Raw genomic sequence first — 24,011 nt, forward strand, 5'->3', positions numbered from 1 at the left:
TCACCCGAGCAGCCGGTCGATGATGATATCCGCCGCCTGTTCCGCCGTCATCGCCGTGGTGTCGATGCGGATCTCGGGGGCTTCGGGTTCTTCATAGGGGCTGTCAATGCCGGTGAAGTTCTTCAGGTCGCCCGCGCGGGCCTTCTTGTACAGACCCTTCACATCGCGCGATTCCGCCACTGACAGCGGGGTATCGACATGGACTTCAATGAACTCGCCATCGGGCAGCATCTCGCGGACCATCTGCCGTTCGGCGCGGAACGGGCTGATGAAGGCGGTTAGGACAATGAGGCCCGCATCGGCCATCAGCCGCGCCACTTCGCCGACTCGGCGGATATTCTCGATCCGGTCGGTCTCGGTAAAGCCCAGGTCCTTGTTGAGCCCGTGGCGCACATTGTCGCCATCGAGCAGGTAGGTGTGCCGGTTCATCCGGTGCAGCTTCTTTTCCACCACGTTGGCGATGGTGCTCTTGCCGCTGCCAGACAGGCCGGTGAACCACAGCACGGCGGGCTTCTGGTTCTTCATCGCCGCGTGCTGTTCGCGGGTCACTTCCAGCGCCTGCCAGTGGACGTTCTGCGCGCGGCGCAGGCTGAAGTTGATCGTGCCGGCGGCCGCCGTGGCATTGGTCAGCTTGTCGATCAGGATGAACCCGCCCAGCGCGCGGCTGTCGGCATAGGCTTCGAAAGTGATCGGCTTGTCGGTGGTGATCTCGGTCACGCCGATGCCATTCAGCTTGAGCGTCTTGGCGGCAAGATGTTCGAGGCTGTTGACGTCGATCTCGTACTTCGGCTGGGCGACCGTGGCGGTCACGGTCTGGCTGGCGAGTTTCAGCCAGTAGCCGCGGCCGGGGATCAGGTCTTCGTCGCTCATCCAGACCAGGCTGGCTTCGAACTGGTCGGCACTTTCCGGCGGGGCATCGGCGGCGGCGATCACGCTGCCACGGCTGCAATCGACTTCGTCGGCAAGGGTAATGGTCACGGATTCACCGGCCACGGCCTCGACAAGATCGCAGCCCATGGTAACGATCTTGGCGACGGTGCTGGTCTTGCCCGAAGGCACGATCCGCACCGCATCGCCCGGCTTCACCGAACCTGCGGTAATCAGCCCGGCAAAGCCCCGGAAATCGAGGTTGGGGCGGTTGACCCACTGCACCGGCATGCGGAACGGGCGGGCCTGGGCCGCGACATTGTCGATCTCCACCGTTTCGAGATGGTCGATCAGGCTGGGACCGGAATACCACGGGGTATTGGCCGACGGCGCCGCAGTTATGTTGTCGCCCTTGAACCCGCTGAGCGGGATGGCGGTGAACTCCGTGATGCCGATGTCTTTGGCAAAGGCACGGTAATCGGCCACGATATGTTCGAAAGTGGACTGGTCATAGCCGACAAGGTCCATTTTGTTGACCGCCAGCACAATGTGGCGGATGCCCACTAGGTGGGCCAGGAAGCTGTGCCGCCGCGTCTGCACCAGCACGCCCTTGCGCGCATCGATCAGGATCACGGCGAGGTCCGCCGTGCTGGCTCCTGTCACCATGTTGCGGGTGTACTGTTCGTGCCCCGGGGTATCGGCGACGATGAACTTGCGCTTCTCGGTGCTGAAGAAGCGGTAGGCGACATCGATGGTGATGCCCTGTTCGCGCTCGGCAGTCAGGCCATCGACCAGCAGGGCGAAATCGATCTCCTGCCCTTGCGTGCCCACGCGCTTGCTGTCGGCTTCCAGCGCGGCAAGCTGGTCTTCGAAGATCATCTTCGAATCGTACAGCAGCCGCCCGATCAGCGTGCTTTTGCCATCATCCACACTGCCGCAGGTGATGAAGCGCAGCAGCGTCTTGTTCTGGTGCTGGGCAAGATAGGCGTCGATATCCTCGGCGATGAGGGTTTCCGTCTGGTAGGCGGAATCGTTCGCGGAATCGTTCAGGGACTGGTCGGCCATCAGAAATAGCCCTCCTGCTTCTTCTTCTCCATTGAACCGTCACCCGCATCCTTGTCGATCACGCGGCCCTGCCGCTCGCTGGTGGTGGTCAGCAGCATTTCCTGCACCACTTCAGAGAGGGTCGCTGCCTCGCTTTCGACCGCGCCGGTCAGCGGCGAACAGCCCAGCGTGCGGAAGCGGATCGATTTCATGGAGATCTCGGGCTTCTTGCCCATCACCTTTTCCAGCCGATCGATATCGTCGGCCATGAACAGGCCGCCCTCGTATTCATAGGTGGGCCGCAGCGCGGAGAAATAGAGCGGCACGATCTCGATGTTCTCGGCCATGATGTACTGCCAGATGTCGAGCTCGGTCCAGTTGGAGATCGGGAACACCCGGATGGACTCGCCCTTGGATTTTCGCGTGTTGTACACGTTCCACAGCTCGGGTCGCTGGCTCTTGGGATCCCACCCGTGGCTGGCAGTCCGGAACGAGAAGATGCGTTCCTTCGCGCGGCTCTTTTCCTCGTCGCGCCGGGCGCCGCCGAAGGCAGCATCGAAGCCGTAAAGGTCCAGCGCCTGCTTCAGTCCTTCGGTCTTCCACATGTCGGTGTGCAAGGGGCCGTGGTCGAATGGGTTGATACCGCGTTCCGCCGCTTCGGGGTTCTGGTAAACCAGCAGTTCCATACCGGCCTCTGCGGCGGCCTTGGCGCGCAGGTCGTACATGTCCTTGAACTTCCACGTCGTATCGACGTGCAGCAAGGGGAACGGCGGCGGCGAAGGATAGAACGCCTTTTTCGCCAGGTGCAGCATCACCGCGCTGTCCTTGCCGATGGAATATAGCATCACGGGCTTGGTCGCCTCGGCAGCAACCTCTCGCATGATGTGGATCGATTCGGCCTCAAGCCGCTGGAGATGGGTAAGGCTTTTCATGCCGGGGCACATGGCCCATCGGTGAGCAAATCGCTTGCGAGAAATTCTTTCAACACGTCAATCGGCCTATGGAAACGGCGTCCAGCCTTCGGCCGGGGGCTGGGGCGCGAAGATGTCATCAAGCATGGCATCGGAGACATCCTCCGGCGCGGCAGGCTGCCAGCGCGGCGCATTGTCCTTGTCCACCAGCACCGCGCGAACCCCTTCGGCAAAATCGGGCCGCGCGATCATGCGGGCGGCGAGGGCATATTCCAGCGCCATCTCGGCGGCAAAATCGGTTGGCTTTGCGGCCAGTTGGCGCAAGGCGACCTTGGCAGAGGTTGGACACTTGGCGGTAACCGCCTTCAGTTCCTTTGCCGCCCAGTCGGACGGGTCGGCCGAGAGGGCGGCAATGATGCCTTCGAGGCTGTCAGAGGCGAACAGCCCGTCGATCCTCTCCGCATTGCGTTCCAGCCGGGCGGGCGGGGGCGGGCTCGACAGGTCTTTCAGGATATCGCCCGCTGCCAGCGGCTCGCGCGCAATGGCCTCCTTGGCTTCGGCGAGGTCTTCGGCCTTGAGGTAGTGTGTCGCCAGCCCCGCCCACAGGCATTCCGCCCCGTCGAGCCGCGCGGCGGTGAGCGCCAGGAACTGGCCCAGCCGCCCGGGCAGACGCGACAGGTAGAGCCCCGCGCCGACATCGGGAAACAGGCCGATTGCACCTTCGGGCATGGCGAGCAAAGTGTTCTCGGTCGCCACGCGGTATGTGCAAGGCAAGGCAATTCCCACGCCGCCGCCCATCGTCACCCCGTCCATGAAGGCGATCACCGGCTTGGGATAGGTATAGAGCAGGTGGTTGAGGCGGTATTCGGCCATGAAGAACGCCCGCGCCGCCACGCAGCCATCTTCCAGCACGCTGCGCCGGGCCGACACCACATCGCCGCCTGCGCAGAAGCCGCGCTCGCCCGCGTGGTCGATCACCACGGCCTCGACCGCCGGATCGCTCCGCCATTCGAGCAGCGCCACGCTCATCGCCTCGCACATGCCGTGGCTCAGCGAATGGAGCGCGCGCGGGCGGTTGAGGGTGATGGTGGCGAGGGCGCCCTGGCGGCTGGACAGGATTTCGTTGGTCATTCTTCAGGCCGTTCCTGACCAGCGGGGCGCGTCCAGGCGACCCGGTCCCAACCGTACCAATACTTGCGGTCGCATTCGATACCCTCCGCGAGATTGAACGAAATGGCGTCGACCAGCCAAGCATCCTCGACGGTCCCCTTTAGCGCGCTGCCAGACAGAATAACTACGGGGGGACTGACGCTCATGAGCCAGCCCGTTTCCCAGAAACACCTGATATTGCGGGGAGAAATCGATCTGGAAGTAGTGAACACCGTCAGCTCCGAAGGCCGGATCTTCCGCTCCCCTTTGATCGACCCAGGCGTCGCCGTGCGCCAGCGAAAGGCTGGAGCCATCGCTCATCACCTTGCGCAGTCGACCATCGTGAATGCCGAGATATTCAAGATAGACGGTTTCGCCCTGTCGGACGTGGACACCCATCCCCTCCATGCAGACCAGCGCCGGTCCATGGGTGGTGAAATTCTCTACTGGCCCCAGCACCTGCCCGTTCACCGTTGTGGGATTTTGCACCTGTGCGGACGCCGAGAGTGGCAACATCCCTGCCATTATGACTGCGGCCGAAGCGGACAACCTCACTGCCCAGCGCCTACGATCGCCTCGGCCTCTATCTCCACCTTGAAGGCTGGCCCTGCCAATGCGCTAATCCCCACCAGCGTCCCGGCGGGCCGCGCATGGCCGCAGGCCTTGGTGAAGGCATTGGTCACCACCATCGCATCGGCAATGTCGGTCACGAACATGCGCACGCGCACGATGTCGTCCGAACGGCCGCCAAGTTGCTGGATATAGTCGATGATCTGTTCGAAGCAGCGTTCGGCCTGCCGCCCGGCATCGGGGCTGATCGAGCCGTCTTCCTCCACCCCGATGTTGCCCGCCACGATGATCCGCTCACCCACGCGGATGGCGCGGGTGAACTTGGCGCTTTCCTCGAAGGCGCCCAATGGCGGGATGCGCTGGCGGCCATCATGCGGGCCGGGATCTGCGGGACGGGTGTCATCAGCCACAGGAAATCCTCTCGATCATCATGTTGTCGTCATAGGACACGGTTAGCCGGTCGGGCCGGAAATCCATCGTCACGGCGGTGCGTGGCGGAACCCAGCGCAAGGTGCGCGCACCGGTCAGGCGCAGCAGGGTCTGGCCGGCTTCTGCGCTGGCGCGGTGGCCGATGTGGTCCTGCACCCCGCTGGCATCGCACTCGCCGTCCGGTCCGCGCACCGGCAGTTCGCCATTGCCGTCCGCCGCCGTGGCGCAGCCTGCCAGCAGCATGGCGGCGCCCGTTCCCAGAATCGCTATCGTCTTCATCACATCTCTCCTGATCGCACATCCTAGCGCGCCCTCTCGCATTGTCGATCACGCGCTGTTATGGGGACGGACAAAGTCAAGCGAGGATCCCATGAGCCTTCACGTCGAACCCATCCTGCCGCAGTTCGGAGCCTATTGCTCGGGCCTCGATCTCACCCGCCAGCTGTCTGCAGACGAGGTGAAACAGGTCACCGATGCGATGGACAAGTGGGGCGTCACCGTATGGTGCAACACCGGCATGAATGACGAGCAGCACGTCGAATTCAGCCGCAATTTCGGCTATCTGGAGCGGGTGCCGCTGCGCGAGGGTGGAACCTATCGCCTGCCGTTCCGCGAGCTGTTCGATGCATCGAACCTCAACGCCGAGGGCGAGATCACGCAGGATGAAGCCGCCATCCAGTATCGCAAGGGTGACCGGCTGTGGCACACCGACAGCGCCTTCATGACCAAGCGCACCTCCTATTCGCTGCTGCTGGCCCATTCGGTGCCGGGCGAGGGCGGGCAGACCTGGTTTGCCGATACCCGCACTGCCTATGACGACCTGCCTGATCACATGAAGCATTTCCTGGAAGACAAGATCGGGATCAATTCGCTGTGGTGGAGCCGCAAGCTGGCGGGCGCCGACATCCCCGACGAGGAGATCGACGCGCGCTTCAAGGCCGAGCACCCGCTGGTCCACACCCACGCCGGATCGGGCCGCAAGGCGCTGTTCATTGCCGCCCACACGATGGACGTGAAGGGCATGGACAAGGCGGAAGGGCGCCAGCTGATCCAGGACCTGATCGCCCATTGCACGCAGGACAAGTATATCTTCAGCGTCAGCTGGAACGTCGGCGACATGGTGATCTGGGACAACCTGTGTTCGATGCACAAGGGCGGCGAATACGACTATGCCAACGAAAAGCGCGACATGCGCCGCACCACCGTGCGCGAAGGGACCGAACCGCGCAGCCTTGAGCTCGACGATCCGTTTACCGAACTGTTTGCCGCCACGCCCAAGGTCGTCGATATCAACGCCGCGCGCGACAGCGGCCGCTAGGGGCGCGGTTCCGGACTGTCGCCCGACGGGACAGGGCTGTCTTCGCGCTCGACATTGCCAGGGCTGGCGCCATGCTATGCGGCAGCCGGCAACGGCCTGCCGTTGCAGGAAAGATACTTAAGCGGGGTTTAGCATTCCTGTCAGCGCGCAGCGGGCACAAACCGGCTCCATCCGTGTTGGAGCCTTATGCACTTGCGTCCCGTTCATCTCCTGCTTGCCGCCCTGGCCACGACAGCAGTGCCCGCTCACGCGGAGCGCGCGACTGCGCAGTTTGGCCTGCGGCTGGTGATCGAGCCAGCCTGCGCCGATGGCCAGGCCAAGGCGGTGGCGAGTGAAGAGGCCGCTGTCGAACTGGCCAGCACACACCTTGCCGTGCCCGTCGAGGCACTCCGGGTCGAACACGATGAGCGCGATACCGGCTACTGGCTGGTGAGCGACCAGTCCGCCGCGGTCCTGAGGATTGAAAAGTGCACTGGTGAAATCACCCGCACCTGATCGCCCGCCAGTTCCCATGAAAAAGGCCCGGTCCCTTCGCAGGGGCCGGGCCTTTTCGTGTGTGGTGGCTTACCGGATCAGAAGATGCGGCAGGCGGTCTGGGCCGGGGCTGCCAGCAGTTCTTCCAGCTGGCTGTCCAGCTTGAGCATGGTCAGCGAGCAGCCGGCCATTTCGATCGCCGTGCAATACTCGCCGACATAGTTGCGGGCGATGGTCAGGCCCGTTTCGGCGGCCAGCTTGGCAGCCTTGTTGTAGATCACATAGAGTTCGGCCGGCGGGGTGCCGCCCAGGCCGTTGACCATCATGGCCACGCGGTCACCGCTGGAGAACGGCAGGTCGCTCTGCACGGCCTTGTAGAGGATCTCGGTGATCTCGTCGGCAGGCTTGATCTTGGTGCGTTCGCGGCCCGGTTCGCCGTGGATGCCCACGCCAACTTCCATCTCGTCATCGCCGATGTCGAAGATCGGGGTGCCCTTGGCCGGCGGGATGCAGCTGGTGAGGGCAAGGCCCATGGTGCGGACGTTGGCGTTGACCCTCTCGGCCACGGCATAAACCTCGTCGAGGCTGGCACCGGTTTCGGCCAGCGCGCCGCAGGCCTTCATGACGAAGAAGTTGCCGGCTACGCCGCGGCGACCCACGGTGTAGAGGCTGTCCTGCACGGCCACGTCATCGTTGATGATGAACTGCTTCAGGCGGATGCCTTCGGCTTCGGCCATTTCGCAAGCCATGTCCCAGGCCATGCGATCGCCCTGGTAGTTGTTGACCAGCACCAGTACGCCGGCATCGGTGGCAACCGACTTGATCGTTTCATAGCAGGCATCGACCGGCGGCGCGGCGAAGACCGGGCCCTGGCAGGCGGCGGTCAGCATGCCCGGACCAACGGCCATGACGTGGGCCGGCTCGTGGCCCGAACCCGAACCCTGGACGATGGCCACCTTGCTGGCATCGACGTTCTTGCGCTTGATCAGCTGGAATTCGGGGATGGCTTCGAGCAGGTCGCTGTTGGCGGCAATCACGCCGGCCATGAATTCGGGCACGAAATTGGCAGGATCGTTGACAAGCTTCTTCATGGTTCATTCCTCTCCGTGGAATTGGGTATGCGAATTGTTGACCTGACTCAGCGGGCGAGTTCGGCGGCCTGGGGCTTGTAATCCACCCCGTAGTGCTTGCACCAGTCGTAAAGGATGGTGGCGACGCCGACGATGCCCGGATCGGGCGTGTTGGCGCTGCGGGCGCCGACCTGGCTGGCGCGGCCGCGATGGGCCACCAGGGTGCGGGTTTCGTCGATTGCCTTGTCGGCTTCGGCGGTCACGGCGGCCAGCACGGCACCAAGGTCGGAGCCGTCCATTTCCTGCATCTTCTCGTGGATCGGGATCAGCGCGTCGAGCAGCGTCTTGTCGCCGCGCACCGCGCCGCCGCGGGCCATGATGCCTTCGACCGCCGCGCCGACCATCTGGGTCAGCTGGTCATAAGTGACTTCCTCCAGCCCCTTGGACACGAAAGCGGCCTTCATGAAACCGGTGCCCCAGATCGGGCCGGACGAGCCGCCGACATGCTTGGAACACAGCATCGACAGCTTGAGCAGCATGGCACCGACCGCGCTCTTGTCCATGCCGGGGAGCTCGGCCTTGATGACCTTGAACCCGGTGGCCAGCGAAGTGCCGAAATCGCCATCGCCGGCCAGGCCGTCGAGGTCGGAGAAGTATTGTTCGTTACGGATAACCGTATCGCAGGTAACGTCGAGCGTCTGCTCGATCTGGGCAACATTCAGTGTAGGCATTGTTCCTCCCTTACGCTGCCGCGGTCGCCGCCGCGTTCAGCGCTTTCAGGTCTTCGATGGTGATCTGGATGTCGGGCGCATCGCCCAGTTCGGGGACGACCTTGACCGCTTCGGCAAAATCTTCCTCGGCAGTATAGGTGCTGGTGGTGACGAGTGTGGGAATGCCTGCGCCGGTGGCGGCGAGCAGGCCGTTGCGGCTGTCCTCGATTACCATGCAATCGGTGGCGGCAAGGCCGAGGGTTTCCAGCGCCAGCAGGTAGATATCGGGCGCGGGCTTCTTCTTGGGCACCACATCGCCGGCATGGACGAATTCGAACGCGGCCTTGCGCTCAGGCCCGAACAGGTCGAGCACGGCGTCGATGAACTTGGGGTTCGATGTGGTGCAAACCCCGAGGCGGATGCCTTCGGCGCGCGCCTCGTCGATGATCCGCAGGATACCCGGACGCACCGGCAGGTCGGCCACGATCTCGCTGGTCAGGCGGGTCTTGGTCTGGTGCAGATCGACAATCAGCGCCTGCTTGGCATCTTCGGTATCGATGCCTTCGGGCCAGCCGAATTCATCGAAATAGACCCGCATCCGCTCCTTGCCGCCAGCGGTCAGCAGCAGGCGGGCATAGAGCTCCACGCTCCATTCCGCATCGATCCCGGCTTCGGCGAAAGCGAGGTTGAAGCCCACCCGGTGGGCATCGCGCTCGGTATCGACGAGCACGCCGTCACAGTCGAAAATCAGTGCCTTCATCATGTGCCCCGGTTCCCCCTCAAGCCATTTCACGCTGGCTCTGGAGGAACTTGGCACCCTGGCCCGTCCCGCCGAACTTCTCGATGAAGCCGTGGAACATGGTCTTGATCGCCTGGTACTGCGCATCGAGGACGCGCAGCGGCTCGTAATCCTTGGGATTGGCGGTGTGGTAATCGACGAAGCTCTGCACGAACACGTGCTTGAGGTTGGTCGAGATGTTGATCTTGGCCGCGCCGCGGGCGATCGCCATGGCGAAAGTCTCGTCCGACAGGCCGGTGCCGCCGTGCAGCGCCATCGGCGTGCGGGTGAGGGCGTTGATCGCGGCGATGCGTTCGAAATCGACCACCGGCTCGCCCTTGTAGAAACCGTGGGCCGTGCCGACCGCGCAGGCAAAGGCCGACAGGTCGAGCGCGTCGCAGAAGCGCTTGGCATCTTCGGGATCGGTCAGCACGCTGTCCGCCTCGTCCACCACCATGTCGTCTTCCACGCCCATGATCTGGCCCAGTTCGGCTTCCATGCCGACGCCATACCTCTCGGCGATGTCGCGCACCTTCTTCGACCGGGCGAGATTTTCCTCGAACGGGAATTCCGATGCGTCGATCATGATCGAGGTCCAGCCCGACTTTGCGCATTCCTCGATCATGTCGAAGTCATGGCAGTGGTCGAGATGGAGCACGACCGGCACCGGCGAATCCTCGGCCACGGTGCGTACCCAGGAAACGATTTCCTTGTGGCTGAAATACTTGATGGTTTTCGACGAAGTCTGGCAGATGACCGGAGCGTTCAGCTCCTCGGCGGCCTTCACCATCGCCTTGGTGGAGCTGTAGTCCACCAGGTTGAATGCGGCCACGGCGTAATGGTTGTCCATTGCGTGGCGCAGAAGCGGTTTCATGTTGACCAACGGCATGTCGATGCTCCTCTAAGCTCTAGTCCAAGGCCCGCCCAAGCTCCCCAGCGTGCGGCCTTTCGAATCGGCTCCATAACCAGTGTCGGCCCACCCCGCCACCCGTCAATGCGTGCCGCGGCGGGGTTTCAGGATGATTTTGTCCGGCCTGCTGGCAGCGCCTTGCCGATAGTGTGCCAGAAAGGGCCCGCAATCCCAAGTGCTAGCGCTCGTGAAAGCGCGGAGGCCTAGGGAGCGATTACTGCGCGGATCAGGAAGCCGACCACGCTGATCGCCAGCACGCCCAGTGCCCAGATGCCCACAAACCAGGCAACTTTTCTGGCCCCGTCAGACATCAGTGGTATCCATCGTGCCCTACCTTGCCGCGGAACACCCAATAGGACCAGGCGGTATAGGCAAGGATGATCGGGATCATGATGCTGGCACCCACCAGCATGAACACCTGGCTGCGATAAGGCGCGGCGGCCTCCCAGATCGTCACCCGCGCAGGGATCACATCGGGCCAGATCGATACGCCCAGGCCCACCAGACACAGGCCAAACAAGGCCAGCGCCCAGACGAACGGCTGCGCATCCTTCTTAAGTTTCAGGCTGCGATAGAACATGAAGGTGACCACCAGCGTGGCGAGCGGCACCTGGGCGGTGGCCAGTACGCCGGGGAAGCTCAGCCACCGCTGCGAGTACTGCGCTTCCAGCGTCAGCGTGGCGAGGCTGATCGCGCCGATCATCAGCAGCAGGGCGATTCCCAGCCGTCCGGCATAGGTGATAGCCTGGCGCTGGAGCCCGTCTTCGGTTTTCCAGTTGAGCCAGCAGGCACCCAGCAGGGCATAGCCCACCATCAGACCGAACCCGGTCAGCACGCTGAAGGGCGAAAGCCATTCCCACCAGCCGCCGGCATAGGCGCGCCCTTCCACCGTGATGCCCTGCAGCAGCGCGCCCAGCGCAATCCCTTGGGCAAAGGTGGCAACGACCGATCCGGCGGTGAAGGCGACATCCCACAGCGCCCGGTGCGCCGGATCGCGCCAGCGGAATTCGAACGCCACGCCGCGGAACACCAGCGCCAGCAGCATGGCGATCATCGGGGCATAGAGCGCAGGCAGGATGATGGCATAGGCCAGCGGAAAGGCCGCCAGCAGTCCGCCCACACCCATGACCAGCCAGGTCTCGTTACCATCCCACACAGGGGCGATGGAATTCATCGCCGTGTCGCGGTCCTTGCCCACCTTGAAGAAGGGAAACAGGATCCCGATGCCAAGATCGAACCCGTCCATCACAACATAGGCCACGATGGCAAAGCCGATGATGACGGCCCACACTACGGTAAGGTCGATCACTTGTTTTCTCCTTCAAGGATCGCCGGTGCCGGGGTCAGGCCAGCGGTACGGATGGGGGCATCGCTGAGCGGCGCCTCGTGCGCTTCGGGCGGCTTCTTCATCAACCGCAGCAGGTACCAGATGCCCATGCCGAATACGGCGAAATAGACGACAACGAACGCCAGTAGCGAGGCTGCGACGGCAGGGGCATCGAGCGGCGAGGCACTGTCCGCCGTGCGCAGGAGGCCATAAATAGTGAACGGCTGGCGACCCACTTCCGTCACCACCCAGCCGGCCAGCACGGCGACCAGGCCCGATGGCCCCATGGCCACGGCAAACTTGTGCAACAGCGGCCAGTCATACAAGCGCTTCCGCCAGCGGGCGAACAGGCTCCAAAGCCCGATGCCCAGCATGGCAAAGCCGATGGCGACCATGATGCGGAAAGCCCAGAATACGATGCCGACCGGCGGCTGGTCAGCCTCGGGAATAGTGTCCAGCCCGGCCAGCGGAGCATTGAGATCGTGCTTGAGGATCAGCGACGAAGCCTTGGGGATTTCGATGGCATAGTCCACGCGCTTCTCCGCGCTGTTGGGAATGCCGAACAGGATCAGCGGCGCGCCATCGGGATGGCTTTGGTAATGGCCTTCCATCGCCATGACCTTGGCGGGCTGGTGTTCCAGCGTGTTGAGGCCGTGCATGTCGCCCGCCAGGATCTGCAGCGGGGCGACGATCGTGGCCATCCACATGGCCATGGAAAACATCTTGCGCGCGCCCGGGTTGGCCTTGTCCCGCAGCAGGTGCCAGGCCCCGACCGCGCCCACGATGAAAGCCGTGGTGAGGTAGGCGGCCAGCAGGGTGTGAACCAGGCGATAGGGGAAGCTGGGATTGAACACGATGGTCCACCAGCTTTCGCCCGGCAAGAACTGGCCGTTGGCGCCCATTTCGAAGCCCACCGGCGTCTGCATCCAGCTGTTGACCGACAGGATCCAGAAGGCCGAAACGAAAGTGCCTACTGCCACGGCCAGCGTCGCCACGAAGTGCAGCTTGCGGCCCACCTTGTTGATGCCGAACAGCATCACGCCAAGGAAGCCTGCCTCCAGGAAGAAGGCGGTCAGCACTTCATAGGCCATCAGCGGCCCGATCACCGGCCCGGCCTTGTCCGAAAAGACCGACCAGTTGGTGCCGAACTGGTATGACATGACGATGCCCGAGACCACGCCCATGGCAAAGACGATGGCGAAGATCTTCAGCCAGTAGCGATAGAGGTTGGCATAGACCCCCTTGCCGGTTTTCAGCCACAGCCCCTCGAGCACCGCCAGATAGCTGGCGAGCCCGATGGAAAAGGCGGGGAAGATGAAATGAAAGCTGACGGTAAACGCAAATTGGATGCGTGCCAGCAATATGGCCCATTCCTGTTCGATCATGTCCGGCCCCGTTCAGCAAAGTGGCAGAAGGTAAGAGGCATTGCCCGGCGACTCCGTAGTGGCCGGGCAATGCCTTGTAGCGCAGTTCAACCGAGATTGGTGGTCCGCAGATAGGGCCGCAGTTCCTTCCAGCCTTGCGGGAAGAGCTTGGCCGCTTCCTCATCCTTGATGGACGGCGGGATGATGACATCCTTGCCCACTTCCCAGTCGGCCGGCGTGGCAATGCGATACTTGTCGCCGGCCTGCAGCGCATCGATCACGCGCAGGATCTCGGCAAAGTTGCGGCCCACGCTCATCGGATAGGTCATGGTCAGGCGAATCCGCTTGTCCGGATCGATGATGAAGACCGATCGCACGGCCGCAGTCTCGCTCTGCTGCGGGTGGATCATGTCATAGAGCTTGGCCACCGACAGGTCGGCATCAGCCAGGATCGGGAACTTCAATTCGGTATTCTGCGTGTCGTTGACGTCCTCGATCCACTTGAGGTGTTCATCCGCCGTGTCGGTCGAAAGGCCGAGCGGCTTGACGTTGCGCTGGGCGAATTCGCCGGCGAGTTGCGCGGTGCGTCCCATTTCGGTGGTGCAGACCGGGGTGAAATCGGCCGGATGGCTGAACAGGAAAACCCAGCTATCGCCCGCCCATTCATGAAAGCTGATCGGGCCGAGCTGGGTTTCGGTGGTGAAGTCGGGGGCGATGTCGCCGATGTGCAGTGTCATGGTGGTTCCTTTCACGATGTGTCCGGTTCGCAATGCACCCTTCCGGGCTGCTGGTCCAATTCAATTACACACTTTCAATAATTGCTAAATTAAATGAGTTACTAGTGTGAACTGGCGACATTCCGGGCAACCAGGATCGCGCCGCGCAGTTCGCCCGCCGAAAAGCCGGTGGCCACGTCTGCGGGATAGTGCCGGTCAATCGCCGCCTGCACATCGGGGGCGATGTCTTTCCCGTGGCAAACACCGCAGGGCTGGTCCAGCATCACCACGCTGCGCAGTGTTAGCTGACGGGCATCCGCGCCGCGCCCTTCGATCCAGCCGACCATGCGCGGCCTGCCTTCTTCATCCAGCGGGCGGGCCTGCAGATCCCGCAAGGGGCCCTGAAGATATGCCTCGGGCATGGCAGCAGGATTGCGCGGGGCAAGGGAGATGCGCCGCACTTCGCTGCCGGTTTCCTGCGACAGGGCGGCCGCGATTGCCGGGGCCTGCTCAGCGCAGACCTCGATCCCTGCCACCGGCCCGCCTTCGCGCAGCGCGGTGATCAATTGCAGCGAGAGGCGCTGCTGGAACTGGTCGGCAATAGCCCCGGCGCTGGCAAGGTCGGCATCCGCAAGGCCAGCCGAGGGCGGCGGAACAGTGGCACAGGAAGACAGGGCAAGGCCTGCACCCATGGCTACGATGGAAATTCCGGTCGGTTTCATATCAATCCCCTTGCCAGCATCGGGTCTGGCTCTCCGTTGGCTTCCTCGTCGGCTGCGGCCAGGGCCACTGCGGCGTCGAATGCGGCATTCTGTGACAGGAACACCTGCCCCGTCAGCGCGGACAGGAAATGGCTGCGCTCAAGCGCGTCCATCACCGGCCCCTTCACTTCCGACAGGTGCAGCGTCACCCCGGCATCGGACAGGCGGTGGTTGATCGCTTCCACGCTTTCCAGCGCCGAGGCATCGATGGCGTTGACCGCCGAACACATCAGGATGAGGTGCTTCAGGTCAGGCGTTTCGGCCACCTGCTCCAGCACGAATTCCTCCAGCCAGCGGGCGTTGAGATAGGTCAGGCTTTCATCGATGCGGATCGTCAGCACGCGCGGATCGGTGAACACCGCGTGGCGCTTCACATTGCGGAAATGCTCGGTTTCCGGGACGCGGCCGACGATGGCGGCATGCGGACGCGAGGAGCGCCACAGGAACAGCGCGAGGCTGAGGGCCACCCCGGCGATCACGCCCGGCTCCACCCCGACCAGCAGGGTGACAAGGATGGTCGCCAGCATTGCGCTGAAATCGGCCCTGGAATAGCGGAACACCTCGCGCGGGGTCTTGAAATCGACCAGGCTGAGGACCGCCACGATGATGGTGGCCGCAAGCGTGGCGATGGGCAGCGAGGCGAGCAGCGGCGTCAGGAACAGCGCGGCGATCAGGATGCCTACCGCGGTAAAGGCGCCCGCCGCAGGGGTTTCGGCGCCAGCGTCGAAGTTCACCACCGAGCGGGCAAAGCCGCCCGTTACCGGATAGCCGCCGGAAAAGCTGGCCGCGACATTGGCTGCGCCAAGACCGATCAGCTCCTGGTCGGGCACGATGCGCTGGCGCTTCTTGGCCGCCAGGGTTTGCGCCACCGAGACACTCTCGACAAAGCCGATGATCGACAGCAGCAGGGCGGGCACGGCCAATTGCTGCCACAGCCCCGCATCGAACATAGGGACCGTGAACGGCGGCAGGCTTTGCGGGATCGACCCGACCACTTTCACGCCCGCCGCTTCAAGGTCGAAGGCGATGACCGCCAGCGTCGATACGGCCACAGCCGCGATCGGCCCGGCCTTGGCGATCAGATCGGCGGGGCGCGCGGGCAGGCCTGCCTTCATCAGCAGCGGTTTCAGCCCCTTGCGCACCCAGAACAGGAAAGCTGTTGCGCTGACGCCGATCACCAGCGTCGGCAGGTTGGTTTGCGGCAGGGCGGCCAGCAGGGTTGTCACCAGCTCGGGCATGGCCTGTCCGCTGGCATTCACGCCCAGCAGCGATTTCACCTGGCTGGTGGCAATGATGATCCCGCTGGCCGTGATGAATCCCGATACCACCGGATGCGACAGCAGGTTGGCGAGGAAGCCCAGCCGCAGCACACCCATGGCAATCAGCATCAGGCCCGACAGCAGTGCCAGGATCAGCGCAGCGGCGATGAATTCGGCGCTGCCGGGCGCGGCAACGCTGCTCGCTGCGGTCAGCGTCATCAGCGAGATCACCGCCACCGGTCCCACGGCCAGCGTGCGGCTGGTGCCGAACAGGGCATAGGCCATGATCGGCAGGATCGAGGCATAGAGGCCCACTTCGGGCGGCAGGCCCGCCAGCATGGCATAGGCCAGGCTTTGCGGGATCAGCATGATCGTGACGATGATCGCGGCCACCAGGTCGCTGGTCAGGACCGTGCGGTTGTAGCCGCGGCCCCAGTCCAGGATCGGCAGATAGCGCGCCAGGGCTTTCATCTCAGGCGTCGATCATGTGCGGCGCGACCATCCATTCGCGGCCCTTCAGCATGCCGTGCCAGTAGACCGGCGGCAGGATCGTGTCCTTCAGCAACCACGACAGGCGCGACGGGCGGGTGCCGTCGATCAGCCAGTTGGGGAAGCTGGGGAGCAGCTTTCCGCCATAGCCGAATTCGGCCAGCACGACCTTGCCGCTCTCCACCGTCAGCGGGCAACTGCCATAGCCATCATAGTCGGCCACCGGCGGCTTGCCTGCCAGCGCAGCCAGCACGTTAACCGCCACCACCGGCGCCTGTTTGCGCACGGCGGCCATGGTCTTGGCATTGGAGGCAGAGCAGGCATCGCCCAGCCCAAACACGTTCGGATAGCGCACATGGCGCAGCGTTGCCTCGTCCACTTCGATGAAGCCGCTGGCGGCGGCAAGCGGGCTGCTATGCACGAAATCGGGCGCGACCTGTGGCGGGACCACGTGGATCATGTCGAATTTCTCTTCGACCCGTGTGACTGTGTCGCCGCGCTTTTGTTCGAAAGTGGCGATCTTCGCCAGGCCGTCGATCGCGACAAGCTTGGATTCCAGGTTGAGATGGGCGTTGTAGCGCGTCACATATTCCATCAGCGCCGGGACATAGGCGGCCACGCCGAACAGCACGGCCCCGGCGGTGTGGAACTGGACATCGATGTTCTGCAGGATGCCGCTCTTTTCCCACTTGCTGCAGGAAAGATACATCGACTTCTGCGGCGCACCGGCGCACTTGATCGGCATCGGCGGCTGGGTGAACAGGGCGCGGCCGCCCTTCAGGTCTTTCACCAGCCGGTTGGTATAGGGGGCCAGGTCATAGCGGTAATTCGAGGTCACACCGTTCTGGCCGAGCGTTTCGGCAAGGCCCGGAATGGCATCCCAGTCCAGCTTGATACCGGGGCAGGCGACGAGGACGCGGTAGGTCACCGCAGTGCCGTCGGCCAGCAGTACGCGGTTCTCGTCGGGGGCAAAGCCTGATGCTGCCTGCCGGATCCATTCGACCCCGCTCGGCATCACCGATTTCTCGCTTCGGCGGGTAAATTCGGCCGAGAATATGCCTGCGCCCACCATGGTCCAGCCGGGCTGGTAATAGTGCACCGCGCTCGGCTCGATCACCGCGATCGACAGGTCGCGGCGGCGCTTGAGCAGGCTGGCGGCGGTGGCGATACCCGCGCTGCCGCCCCCGACGATGACCACGTCATAGGTCTTGGCGCCTGCCGGAACGGGCTTTTCGGTGCGGGCCATTTCAAACAGCTTCTCCGCCCGCGCGCCCGAGCGGCAGAAGGCCAGGACGGGGCCGGGCAGCCTTGCCAGCGCCTCGGCCATGGCGGCCCCGTCAGCTTCGGTTATGGCGCCGGGAATGACCGGCAGGTGGAAGAACTCCATGCCTCGCGCTTCGGCCATCGCGCGCATCTCGGCGGCGCTGGGCTGGCCTTCTTCCTCGCCATCGGGGCGGTTGGAGATGACCGACTTGAACCCGCGGGCAGCAGCTTCGCGCAGATCCTCCGGCGTCACCTGGGGTGAAACAAAGTAGTCTGCCGAAAGCCGCTTGAAAGTCATCGGTTGATCCAGTTCAGCGTGTGAGGACGCGGTGCAGCGCCATGCCGGCGAACATCGCGCCGACGAACGGCAGGACCGCCAGAGGCGCTATTCCGAGATCGGCGATGGCAGGCCCCGGGCACAGGCCCGCAATGCCCCAGCCCATGCCGAACAGCACGGCTCCCACGGCCAGCGGCCGGTCGAGCTGCACTGTGCCCGGCAGGCTGAACTTCGACACTGCCAGCGGGCTGGCCATCCGGCGTTGCACCAGCCAGGCAAGGGCCATCGGGATCATCGCCCCGCCCATCACGAAGGCCAGCGTCGGATCCCAGTTGCCGAACAGGTCGAGGAAGCCCTGCACCCGGGCCGGATCGGCCATGCCAGAAAATGCCAGCCCTGCACCGAACAGCAGGCCTGCGGCCAAGGCAGTCAGGTTCTGTTTCACAGCAGGCCTCCCATGCGCAGCAGGGCCACGGTGACAAAGCCGCTCGCCATGAACAGGCCGGTGGCCACCATCGACCGGCGCGACAGCCGCGACAGGCCGCATACGCCGTGGCCGCTGGTGCAGCCTGAACCCAGCCTTGTACCGAAACCTACCAGCAGCCCGCCGATCACCAGCGGCCAGACGGAAGGAGGAAAGCGCACCTCCACCCCGCCGGCCAGCAGCGAGACGAGCAGTGCGCCCAGGGGCAAGCCGACCACGAAGGCCACGGCAAGGCCGCGCGGCGCGCCAGTATCGGCAATGCCCGTGGCGCGGGCAGCCATGCCGCTGACCCCGGCGATCCGGCCAAGGCCCAGCAGCATCACGGCCGCCGCCAGCCCGATCAGCAGGCCGCCGGCAAAGCCTTCCACCGGCATGGCATGGGGAAAGCCCGGGATCATACGGCGTTCACCGGGATCTTGAGGTAGGTCACGCCATTCTCCTCGGGCGCAGGCAGGTGGCCTGCGCGCATGTTGACCTGGACCGAAGGCAGGATCAGGCGGGGCATGTCGAGCGTGGCATCGCGCGCCTCGCGCATGGCGACGAATTCGTCTTCCGTCAGGCCGTCATGGATATGGACGTTGGCGGCGCGCTCGGCCTCCACCGTGGTTTCCCAGACATATTCGGTCCGACCTTCGGGCAGGTAGTCGTGGCACATGAACAGCCGGGTTTCGGGCGGCAGCGAAAGGATTCGACGGGCCGAACGGTACAGCGTGCGCGCATCGCCGCCGGGAAAATCGGCGCGGGCCGTGCCATAGTCGGGCATGAACATCGTATCGCCAACGAACACCGCATCGCCGATCACATAGGCGACGCAGGCCGGTGTGTGGCCGGGGACGTGAAGCACTGTCACGCCAAGGTTGCCGATGGCGAACTGGTCGCCATCCTTCCACAACTGGTCGAAATCGGAGCCATCGTGGCGGAAGGTCTCGCCCACGTTGAACAGCTTGCCGAAAACGTCCTGCACTGTGGCGATATGTTCACCGATGGCGATCTTGCCACCCAGCTTGCCCTGCAGATAGGGCGCGGCTGACAGGTGATCGGCATGGGCGTGGGTTTCCAGCAGCCAATCGACCACCAGCGCCTTTTCGCCGACATAGGCGACCACCTGGTCAGCCGAGGTATGGGAGGTGCGGCCGGAATTGGGATCATAGTCGAGCACGCTGTCGATCACCGCGGCGCGCCGGGTCTCCGGATCGTGGACCACATAGGTTACGGTGAAGGTCGCCGGATCGAAGAACGCCTTGATGACGGGAACGCCGGCCTGTGCAGCGATCACCTGCGAACTGGCCTTTGCCAGGGCGGCGTCGGTTGCAGAATCGGTCATGACAAACTCCTGTAATTCATATTTACATAAACTATGTAATTTGTTAGAGGCATTGCGTCAAGTGTCTTTGGACGGCAAGAGCAACCCGAATGAGAACGATCCGTAAATGACCGAACCTGTGTCCAGCAAACCCGCCCGTCCCCCGAGGATTGGCGATCCCGCGCCAGACTTCATCGCCCGCTCCACCCGGGGGCGGGTGCGGCTCTCCTCCTATCGCGGGCGCTGGCTGCTATTCTTCTCGCACCCGGCGGATTTCACCCCGGTCTGCACCACGGAATTCGTCGGCCTGGCCAGGAGGCAGGCCGAATTCGATGCGCTGGACTGCGCGCTGGTGGGCCTTTCGGTCGATAGTCTCTACTCCCATCTGGCCTGGGTCAAGGCGATCGAGCAGCAGTTTGACGTGACTATCCAGTTCCCGATCATCGAAGACCCGAGCATGGCGGTCGGCCTTGCCTATGGCATGGTCGATGACAGCAGTACCGATGCCATGGCCATGCGATCGGCCTATTTCATCGATCCCGATGGCATCATCCGTGCCATCACCACCTATCCCCACAATGTGGGGCGTTCGGCAGACGAAATGCTGCGGCTGGTTGCCGCGCTGAAAGCTGTTGGCGATGGCAGGGGCTTCGCGCCCGAGGGTTGGCAGCCGGGCGATGCCCTGCTGGCCCCTCCGCCCGATGGCGACGACGCACCGGAAGAAGGGGCGGACTGGTTCTGCCGGCCGCTGGCATGAGCGCGATTTACGAGGACCGGGACGTGGCAACAGGCATTGCCGACAAGCTGCGCGTGTTCGCCCAGCCGCAGCGCCTGATGATCCTGAGCTGCCTGCTGCGCGGCGAGCGGACTGTCAGCGAAATCGGCGAAGTGACAGGAATCACCCAGCCGGCCCTGAGCCAGCAGCTGGCCGAACTTCGCCGCGCCGATCTCGTCAGCACGCGCAAGGAAGCCAAGCAGGTGTGGTATGCCCTGGCCGACGAAGGGGCGGTGACCTGCGTCCAGACGATGGAACTGATCTTCTGTGGCGGTGAGCCACTGCCCACTCTGGCGCGGCCCGCCGAGCAGTTGGCGGCACCATCGCTCAACGGCGTGGCGGCCTTTGCCAGGGTGCTCTGACGAAGCGCCAACCGCCTGACCGGTTGAGCCGGGCGGATGAAATCACCTTGCAACTTTGCAAGTTACAAGGGCGTTGACCTCTCCTCGCCGACACGGCAAATGCGGGCGCTCGGGACGGCCTTTGTGAACGGTATTGTAAAAGACGCCCTTTGTCTTGGCATAAGTCTCTGAAATGCGGGTGTAGCTCAATGGTAGAGCAGCAGCTTCCCAAGCTGACGAGAATGGCGGGTTTCTGCGGTTTTTGCTGTAAACTTCGCTGAAGGTACCCTCATTCAAATCAATACCTTACGGGCGGGCTGTAAACTGCACTCTGTGCCTTTCCACCCTCCCAAGCCCGTGCTCCAGGTCAGGCGTTCCGCCGTTGCCAATCATGCCAATAGGGCATGAGTTCATCGGGCAGGGTGGTCGAGAACGCACCGCCCAGATCGTAATGGGGCATGACCTCGGCAATCGCGTCGAGCAAGGCATTGCCTTGGATCGTGTCTTTGCGCCGCTTGAGAGGGTTGCGTTTGGTTTGCGCGCCTAGCCACAGTTTGTGCAGCGCGAACCAGCGCGGATCGGGTGCGACGATACGTGCGGGGGTGCCATCACGACAGGGTACAACCTGATCGACGCGCCGACCGGGCAGCAGCCATTCCTGCTCGGGTAACGCGACGGGGCGCGGCCGGTCCGTTCCGCCCAGAGTGTTGGCGAGGGATGGCGCAACCAGCAGTTCCACCTCATATGCCTTGGCGTTTCTCGCCTGAAACTCCCGTTCGGTGTTGACCGTGAATGTCGGATCTACAGCCTTGAGCATATCCCACACCAGCGTACAGTCCTCTGGCTCATCTGCCGTCCATGCGAGGTCGAAGTCTTCGGTCTCATCCGGCACATCGCGAAAGGTGCCGGCGGCTTCGAGTGCATAGGCTGCCATGGCATTTGTGCCGATGACGAGAAGGTGACTGCCAAGAAGCGAGCGGCGGTCCGCCTCCCGCAGGATTGGTCCTGCATCAGCAGAAATCATTGGGAGGCGCAGCGCGCGGGCGATTCTACTGCTTTCTCCCAGTGCATCGCGAGCACCATCGCGGCGCTCTTTCAAGGCAACCTTTGCGGTCTTGTACTGTTCGAACCTGGCCTGCTTCTCTTCATCCCATGGACCCAGACTTCTACCGTTCCCAGACCGATCGAAGATCTCGTAGAGGTATTCGTGTTCGCCGATCTTCTTGCGTCGGAGGTCATAAGGTATGGCGAACAACTCGCGTTCCGCCTCAATCCATGCGTCATAGCGCTGGCGCATGTTGATGAGCGAGCGTTCCTGCTCAGCGGTGAACGGTTTGATGATGGTCACAAACTCATATTTATCCCACAAATATCATAAGTACAACATTTGTGGGATAAGAGGTGGTTGAGGGCCATACTTTGTGCTGCCATCTGTGTGATACCAAGCGCTGGCTGCTCGAATCCGGTCTCTCCGACCATTCTTCATAAACCGCAGAATTCTGGGGTTCCAGCAGGACTTCTTTAGTATGAGCGCCGACACGCTCGGGAATGAGTTAGTTGATTGCCTAAACCTAGCTTCCCTCGTAGAAACGGCGAAATGCTCGCCCGTCTTTCCCTGTTTTTGCTTCTATGCGCGCTGATCGTGCCGCGCACTGCATGGGACGCGCATCTGGTGGGGCATGAAGAACTGGCGGTATCCGGTGCTGTCCACACGCATCACAGCGAACATGCCCATGAACACGATGATAGCTCGGGGAAGCATGCCCTGGCCGACGCGCAAGACGGCGATGGTTCGTTGACGCACGATCACAGCCCATCGTTCGCCCTGGCTTCTGCGGACGTCGTTTCCAATGGCGCAACGGCCGACGCGCTCCCACTAGTCGGCCGCTCGATGCATGAGGCGCGGTCAGAGCACTTTACCGTGGTTCGACGCCCGGAATCCCTCCTGAGACCTCCACGGCTGGCCTGACGCCTTTGCCGGGCGCGTGCCCGGCTGTCAGACCATGTGGAGGATACCATGCCCAAATTGCGGATGCGCCATGCATCCCTCAGCCTTGCGGTGGCGCTGTGCGCCGCGCCTTCGGCCCTTGCCGCGCAGGAAGCCCTGACCGAGCAACTGGCGATCGAACGCGCCCTGGCCCGTGAAGGTATCGCTGATCTTGAAGCCGCCAGCCGCGATATTGCGGCGACCGGGGTCGAGCTGGTGCGTCCGTTCGACAACCCTTCGCTGGAGGTGTCGCGCGAAAGTGTTGGTGGTGAGCGCGAATGGCAGCTTGGTATCGTCCAGCCCATCGACCTGTCAGGCCAGCGCGACGCCTTGCGCAATGCGGCCCGCAGCGAGGTAAGCGCAGTCGAGAGTGACATTGCCTGGGCGCGGATTGGGCTGATCGCCCAGGTTCGTAGCGCCTTCGTATCTTGCGCGGCCGCCGGGGCCGAACTCGCAGTGTGGCAGAACCACGCGACCGCCCTGGCCGAGGCCGAGCGGATCGCCGGTGCACGGGCGCGGGAAGGCGATACGGCGGTCTATGACCTGCGGCGCACGCGCGTGGCCGCCAGCAGCGCCGATGCCGAACTGAGCATGGCCGAGGGCGAGCGTGCAGCGGATTGCGCCAGCCTTGCATCGCTGACCGGGCTGGCTGACCCGGTCGTTCCGCCGACCGCGATCACCAGCCTGCGCAGTGGCGAGGTGCCAGGCGATCGCGCCGATCTTGCCGCTCAGGAGCAGCGCCTCCTGGCTACCAGCCAACGTGTGGTCGCCGCACGCCGGTCGCGGGTTCCGCAGTTTTCCGTGGGGGCGGGCATCAAGCATGTCAGCGACGGCATGGGCAGCGCTGTCGGTCCAGCGGTCTCCGTAGGAGTGACCTTGCCTATCTTCGATGGCGGCGGTGCTGCGGTGTCGCAGGCGCAGGCGCAGCAGCGCGCCTTGCAGGCCGAACTCGCGATTGCCCGCCGCACTGTCGAGGCTGAACAACAGGCCGCCGCCGCTCGTGCCAATGCCGCGCGGGAGGCAGCGGTCCGCGCCGCCCGCTCGCGCGACGATGCGGCCCGGCTCGGCCAGATTGCTGCCATCGCATACCAATCAGGAGAAATCGGCGTCGTCGAACTGCTCGACGCCCATGCCGCACAGCGGGACGCCGAACTGGCTGTCATCCGCCATGCCACCGCTGCCGCCCAGGCAGCCATCGCTTTCGATCTTGCAACTGGAAGGACTGCCCCATGAAGACGACTATTGCCCTTGCCGCCCTGCCGCTGGTTCTTGCGCTCGGTGCATGCTCCGACGTTGCCGAAGAAGCCGCCCCTGCCGAAGCCGTTGTGGCCGACGACGACAACGACGCGCCCGAACCTGTGGTTGTACCGCATGACGAGGCCGAGCCGCACGACGAAACCGTCCCCCACGACCATTGATCCGCTGACGCAGAGAA

27 protein-coding genes are annotated in these 24,011 nt (G+C 63.6%); 7 read left to right on the forward strand and 20 right to left on the reverse strand.

Going from position 1 to position 24,011, the window contains the following annotated elements:
* From cysN to M3P36_RS05150, 6 genes are all read right to left on the reverse strand, one after another.
* The gene (gene cysN, locus M3P36_RS05125) at positions 1-1,932 is read right to left on the reverse strand and encodes a sulfate adenylyltransferase subunit CysN (protein ID WP_249702173.1); all 1,932 of its coding nucleotides are present in this window, start codon (positions 1,930-1,932) and stop codon (positions 1-3) included.
* Positions 1,932-2,843, reverse strand: a complete 912-nt coding sequence (gene cysD, locus M3P36_RS05130) for a sulfate adenylyltransferase subunit CysD (RefSeq protein ID WP_249702174.1) — start codon at positions 2,841-2,843, stop codon at positions 1,932-1,934. Before cysD ends, cysN begins: the two co-directional genes overlap by 1 nt.
* A 66-nt stretch (positions 2,844-2,909) precedes the next feature.
* Entirely contained in the window at positions 2,910-3,953 is a 1,044-nt protein-coding gene (locus tag M3P36_RS05135) for an enoyl-CoA hydratase/isomerase family protein (protein ID WP_249702175.1), read from the reverse strand.
* Positions 3,954-3,956: 3 nt separating this feature from the next.
* Entirely contained in the window at positions 3,957-4,496 is a 540-nt protein-coding gene (locus M3P36_RS05140) for a hypothetical protein (protein ID WP_249702176.1), read from the reverse strand.
* 26 nt (positions 4,497-4,522) lie between these two features.
* Positions 4,523-4,951: a Rid family hydrolase gene (locus M3P36_RS05145; protein ID WP_249702177.1), complete on the reverse strand. Its 429-nt coding sequence runs from the start codon at positions 4,949-4,951 to the stop codon at positions 4,523-4,525.
* Positions 4,944-5,249, reverse strand: a complete 306-nt coding sequence (locus M3P36_RS05150) for an I78 family peptidase inhibitor (protein WP_249702178.1) — start codon at positions 5,247-5,249, stop codon at positions 4,944-4,946. The genes M3P36_RS05145 and M3P36_RS05150 overlap by 8 nt, the downstream gene beginning before the upstream one ends.
* 91 nt (positions 5,250-5,340) lie before the next feature.
* Between M3P36_RS05150 and M3P36_RS05155 the strand changes: the two genes are divergently transcribed.
* Both M3P36_RS05155 and M3P36_RS05160 read left to right on the forward strand, forming a co-directional pair.
* Positions 5,341-6,288, forward strand: a complete 948-nt coding sequence (locus tag M3P36_RS05155) for a TauD/TfdA dioxygenase family protein (RefSeq protein ID WP_249702179.1) — start codon at positions 5,341-5,343, stop codon at positions 6,286-6,288.
* A 186-nt stretch (positions 6,289-6,474) separates the two neighbouring features.
* A complete protein-coding gene (locus M3P36_RS05160) occupies positions 6,475-6,783 on the forward strand; it encodes a hypothetical protein (RefSeq protein WP_249702180.1) in 309 nt (102 codons plus the stop codon).
* Between the two features lie 77 nt (positions 6,784-6,860).
* On the opposite strand, the gene dhaK is transcribed toward M3P36_RS05160, so the two are convergent.
* From dhaK to M3P36_RS05225, 13 genes are all read right to left on the reverse strand, one after another.
* The gene (dhaK, locus tag M3P36_RS05165; protein WP_249702181.1) at positions 6,861-7,853 is read right to left on the reverse strand and encodes a dihydroxyacetone kinase subunit DhaK; all 993 of its coding nucleotides are present in this window, start codon (positions 7,851-7,853) and stop codon (positions 6,861-6,863) included.
* A gap of 47 nt (positions 7,854-7,900) precedes the next feature.
* On the reverse strand, positions 7,901-8,563 hold the full coding sequence (gene dhaL, locus M3P36_RS05170) for a dihydroxyacetone kinase subunit DhaL (protein WP_249702182.1): 663 nt from the start codon (positions 8,561-8,563) through the stop codon (positions 7,901-7,903).
* Positions 8,564-8,573: 10 nt separating this feature from the next.
* Entirely contained in the window at positions 8,574-9,305 is a 732-nt protein-coding gene (locus M3P36_RS05175; RefSeq protein WP_249702183.1) for an HAD-IA family hydrolase, read from the reverse strand.
* A gap of 16 nt (positions 9,306-9,321) precedes the next feature.
* Positions 9,322-10,209: a class II fructose-bisphosphate aldolase gene (locus M3P36_RS05180; protein ID WP_283773336.1), complete on the reverse strand. Its 888-nt coding sequence runs from the start codon at positions 10,207-10,209 to the stop codon at positions 9,322-9,324.
* Positions 10,210-10,540: 331 nt separating this feature from the next.
* Positions 10,541-11,539 (reverse strand): cytochrome d ubiquinol oxidase subunit II, encoded by a 999-nt coding sequence (cydB, locus tag M3P36_RS05185; RefSeq protein WP_249702185.1) that lies wholly within the window; start codon positions 11,537-11,539, stop codon positions 10,541-10,543.
* Entirely contained in the window at positions 11,536-12,942 is a 1,407-nt protein-coding gene (locus tag M3P36_RS05190; protein WP_249702186.1) for a cytochrome ubiquinol oxidase subunit I, read from the reverse strand. Before M3P36_RS05190 ends, cydB begins: the two co-directional genes overlap by 4 nt.
* 86 nt (positions 12,943-13,028) lie before the next feature.
* Positions 13,029-13,658, reverse strand: a complete 630-nt coding sequence (locus M3P36_RS05195) for a peroxiredoxin (RefSeq protein WP_249702187.1) — start codon at positions 13,656-13,658, stop codon at positions 13,029-13,031.
* Between the two features lie 101 nt (positions 13,659-13,759).
* Positions 13,760-14,359 (reverse strand): c-type heme family protein, encoded by a 600-nt coding sequence (locus M3P36_RS05200; protein ID WP_249702188.1) that lies wholly within the window; start codon positions 14,357-14,359, stop codon positions 13,760-13,762.
* A complete protein-coding gene (locus M3P36_RS05205) occupies positions 14,356-16,128 on the reverse strand; it encodes a SulP family inorganic anion transporter (protein WP_249702189.1) in 1,773 nt (590 codons plus the stop codon). The genes M3P36_RS05200 and M3P36_RS05205 overlap by 4 nt, the downstream gene beginning before the upstream one ends.
* Position 16,129: 1 nt before the next feature.
* Positions 16,130-17,707, reverse strand: coding sequence for a bifunctional protein tyrosine phosphatase family protein/NAD(P)/FAD-dependent oxidoreductase (locus M3P36_RS05210; protein WP_249702190.1), 1,578 nt, complete (start codon positions 17,705-17,707; stop codon positions 16,130-16,132).
* 13 nt (positions 17,708-17,720) lie between these two features.
* The gene (locus tag M3P36_RS05215) at positions 17,721-18,131 is read right to left on the reverse strand and encodes a DUF6691 family protein (protein WP_249702191.1); all 411 of its coding nucleotides are present in this window, start codon (positions 18,129-18,131) and stop codon (positions 17,721-17,723) included.
* Positions 18,128-18,568, reverse strand: a complete 441-nt coding sequence (locus tag M3P36_RS05220) for a YeeE/YedE family protein (protein ID WP_249702192.1) — start codon at positions 18,566-18,568, stop codon at positions 18,128-18,130. Before M3P36_RS05220 ends, M3P36_RS05215 begins: the two co-directional genes overlap by 4 nt.
* Positions 18,565-19,494 carry an MBL fold metallo-hydrolase gene (locus M3P36_RS05225; protein ID WP_249702193.1) on the reverse strand — a complete coding sequence of 310 codons (930 nt, stop codon included), beginning with the start codon at positions 19,492-19,494 and terminating at the stop codon, positions 18,565-18,567. Before M3P36_RS05225 ends, M3P36_RS05220 begins: the two co-directional genes overlap by 4 nt.
* Positions 19,495-19,600: 106 nt before the next feature.
* Here M3P36_RS05225 and M3P36_RS05230 point away from each other — a divergent pair, with 106 nt between their 5' ends.
* Positions 19,601-20,230, forward strand: a complete 630-nt coding sequence (locus M3P36_RS05230) for a peroxiredoxin (RefSeq protein WP_249702194.1) — start codon at positions 19,601-19,603, stop codon at positions 20,228-20,230.
* A complete protein-coding gene (locus M3P36_RS05235) occupies positions 20,227-20,610 on the forward strand; it encodes an ArsR/SmtB family transcription factor (RefSeq protein ID WP_249702195.1) in 384 nt (127 codons plus the stop codon). The genes M3P36_RS05230 and M3P36_RS05235 overlap by 4 nt, the downstream gene beginning before the upstream one ends.
* Positions 20,611-20,956: 346 nt before the next feature.
* Here M3P36_RS05235 and M3P36_RS05240 read toward each other — a convergent pair whose 3' ends face one another.
* Entirely contained in the window at positions 20,957-21,937 is a 981-nt protein-coding gene (locus M3P36_RS05240; protein WP_249702196.1) for a GSU2403 family nucleotidyltransferase fold protein, read from the reverse strand.
* 249 nt (positions 21,938-22,186) lie between these two features.
* On the opposite strand from M3P36_RS05240, the gene M3P36_RS05245 reads away from it, so the two are divergent.
* The 3 genes from M3P36_RS05245 to M3P36_RS05255 are packed head-to-tail and all read left to right on the forward strand — an operon-like array spanning position 22,187 to position 23,994.
* Positions 22,187-22,558 (forward strand): hypothetical protein, encoded by a 372-nt coding sequence (locus tag M3P36_RS05245; RefSeq protein WP_249702197.1) that lies wholly within the window; start codon positions 22,187-22,189, stop codon positions 22,556-22,558.
* Between the two features lie 48 nt (positions 22,559-22,606).
* Positions 22,607-23,809: a TolC family protein gene (locus M3P36_RS05250; protein ID WP_249702198.1), complete on the forward strand. Its 1,203-nt coding sequence runs from the start codon at positions 22,607-22,609 to the stop codon at positions 23,807-23,809.
* Positions 23,806-23,994 (forward strand): hypothetical protein, encoded by a 189-nt coding sequence (locus tag M3P36_RS05255; protein WP_249702199.1) that lies wholly within the window; start codon positions 23,806-23,808, stop codon positions 23,992-23,994. The genes M3P36_RS05250 and M3P36_RS05255 overlap by 4 nt, the downstream gene beginning before the upstream one ends.
* The last annotated feature ends 17 nt before the right edge of the window (positions 23,995-24,011 follow it).

Source organism: Altererythrobacter sp. KTW20L (assembly GCF_023501975.1).
Lineage (GTDB): Bacteria > Pseudomonadota > Alphaproteobacteria > Sphingomonadales > Sphingomonadaceae > Alteraurantiacibacter.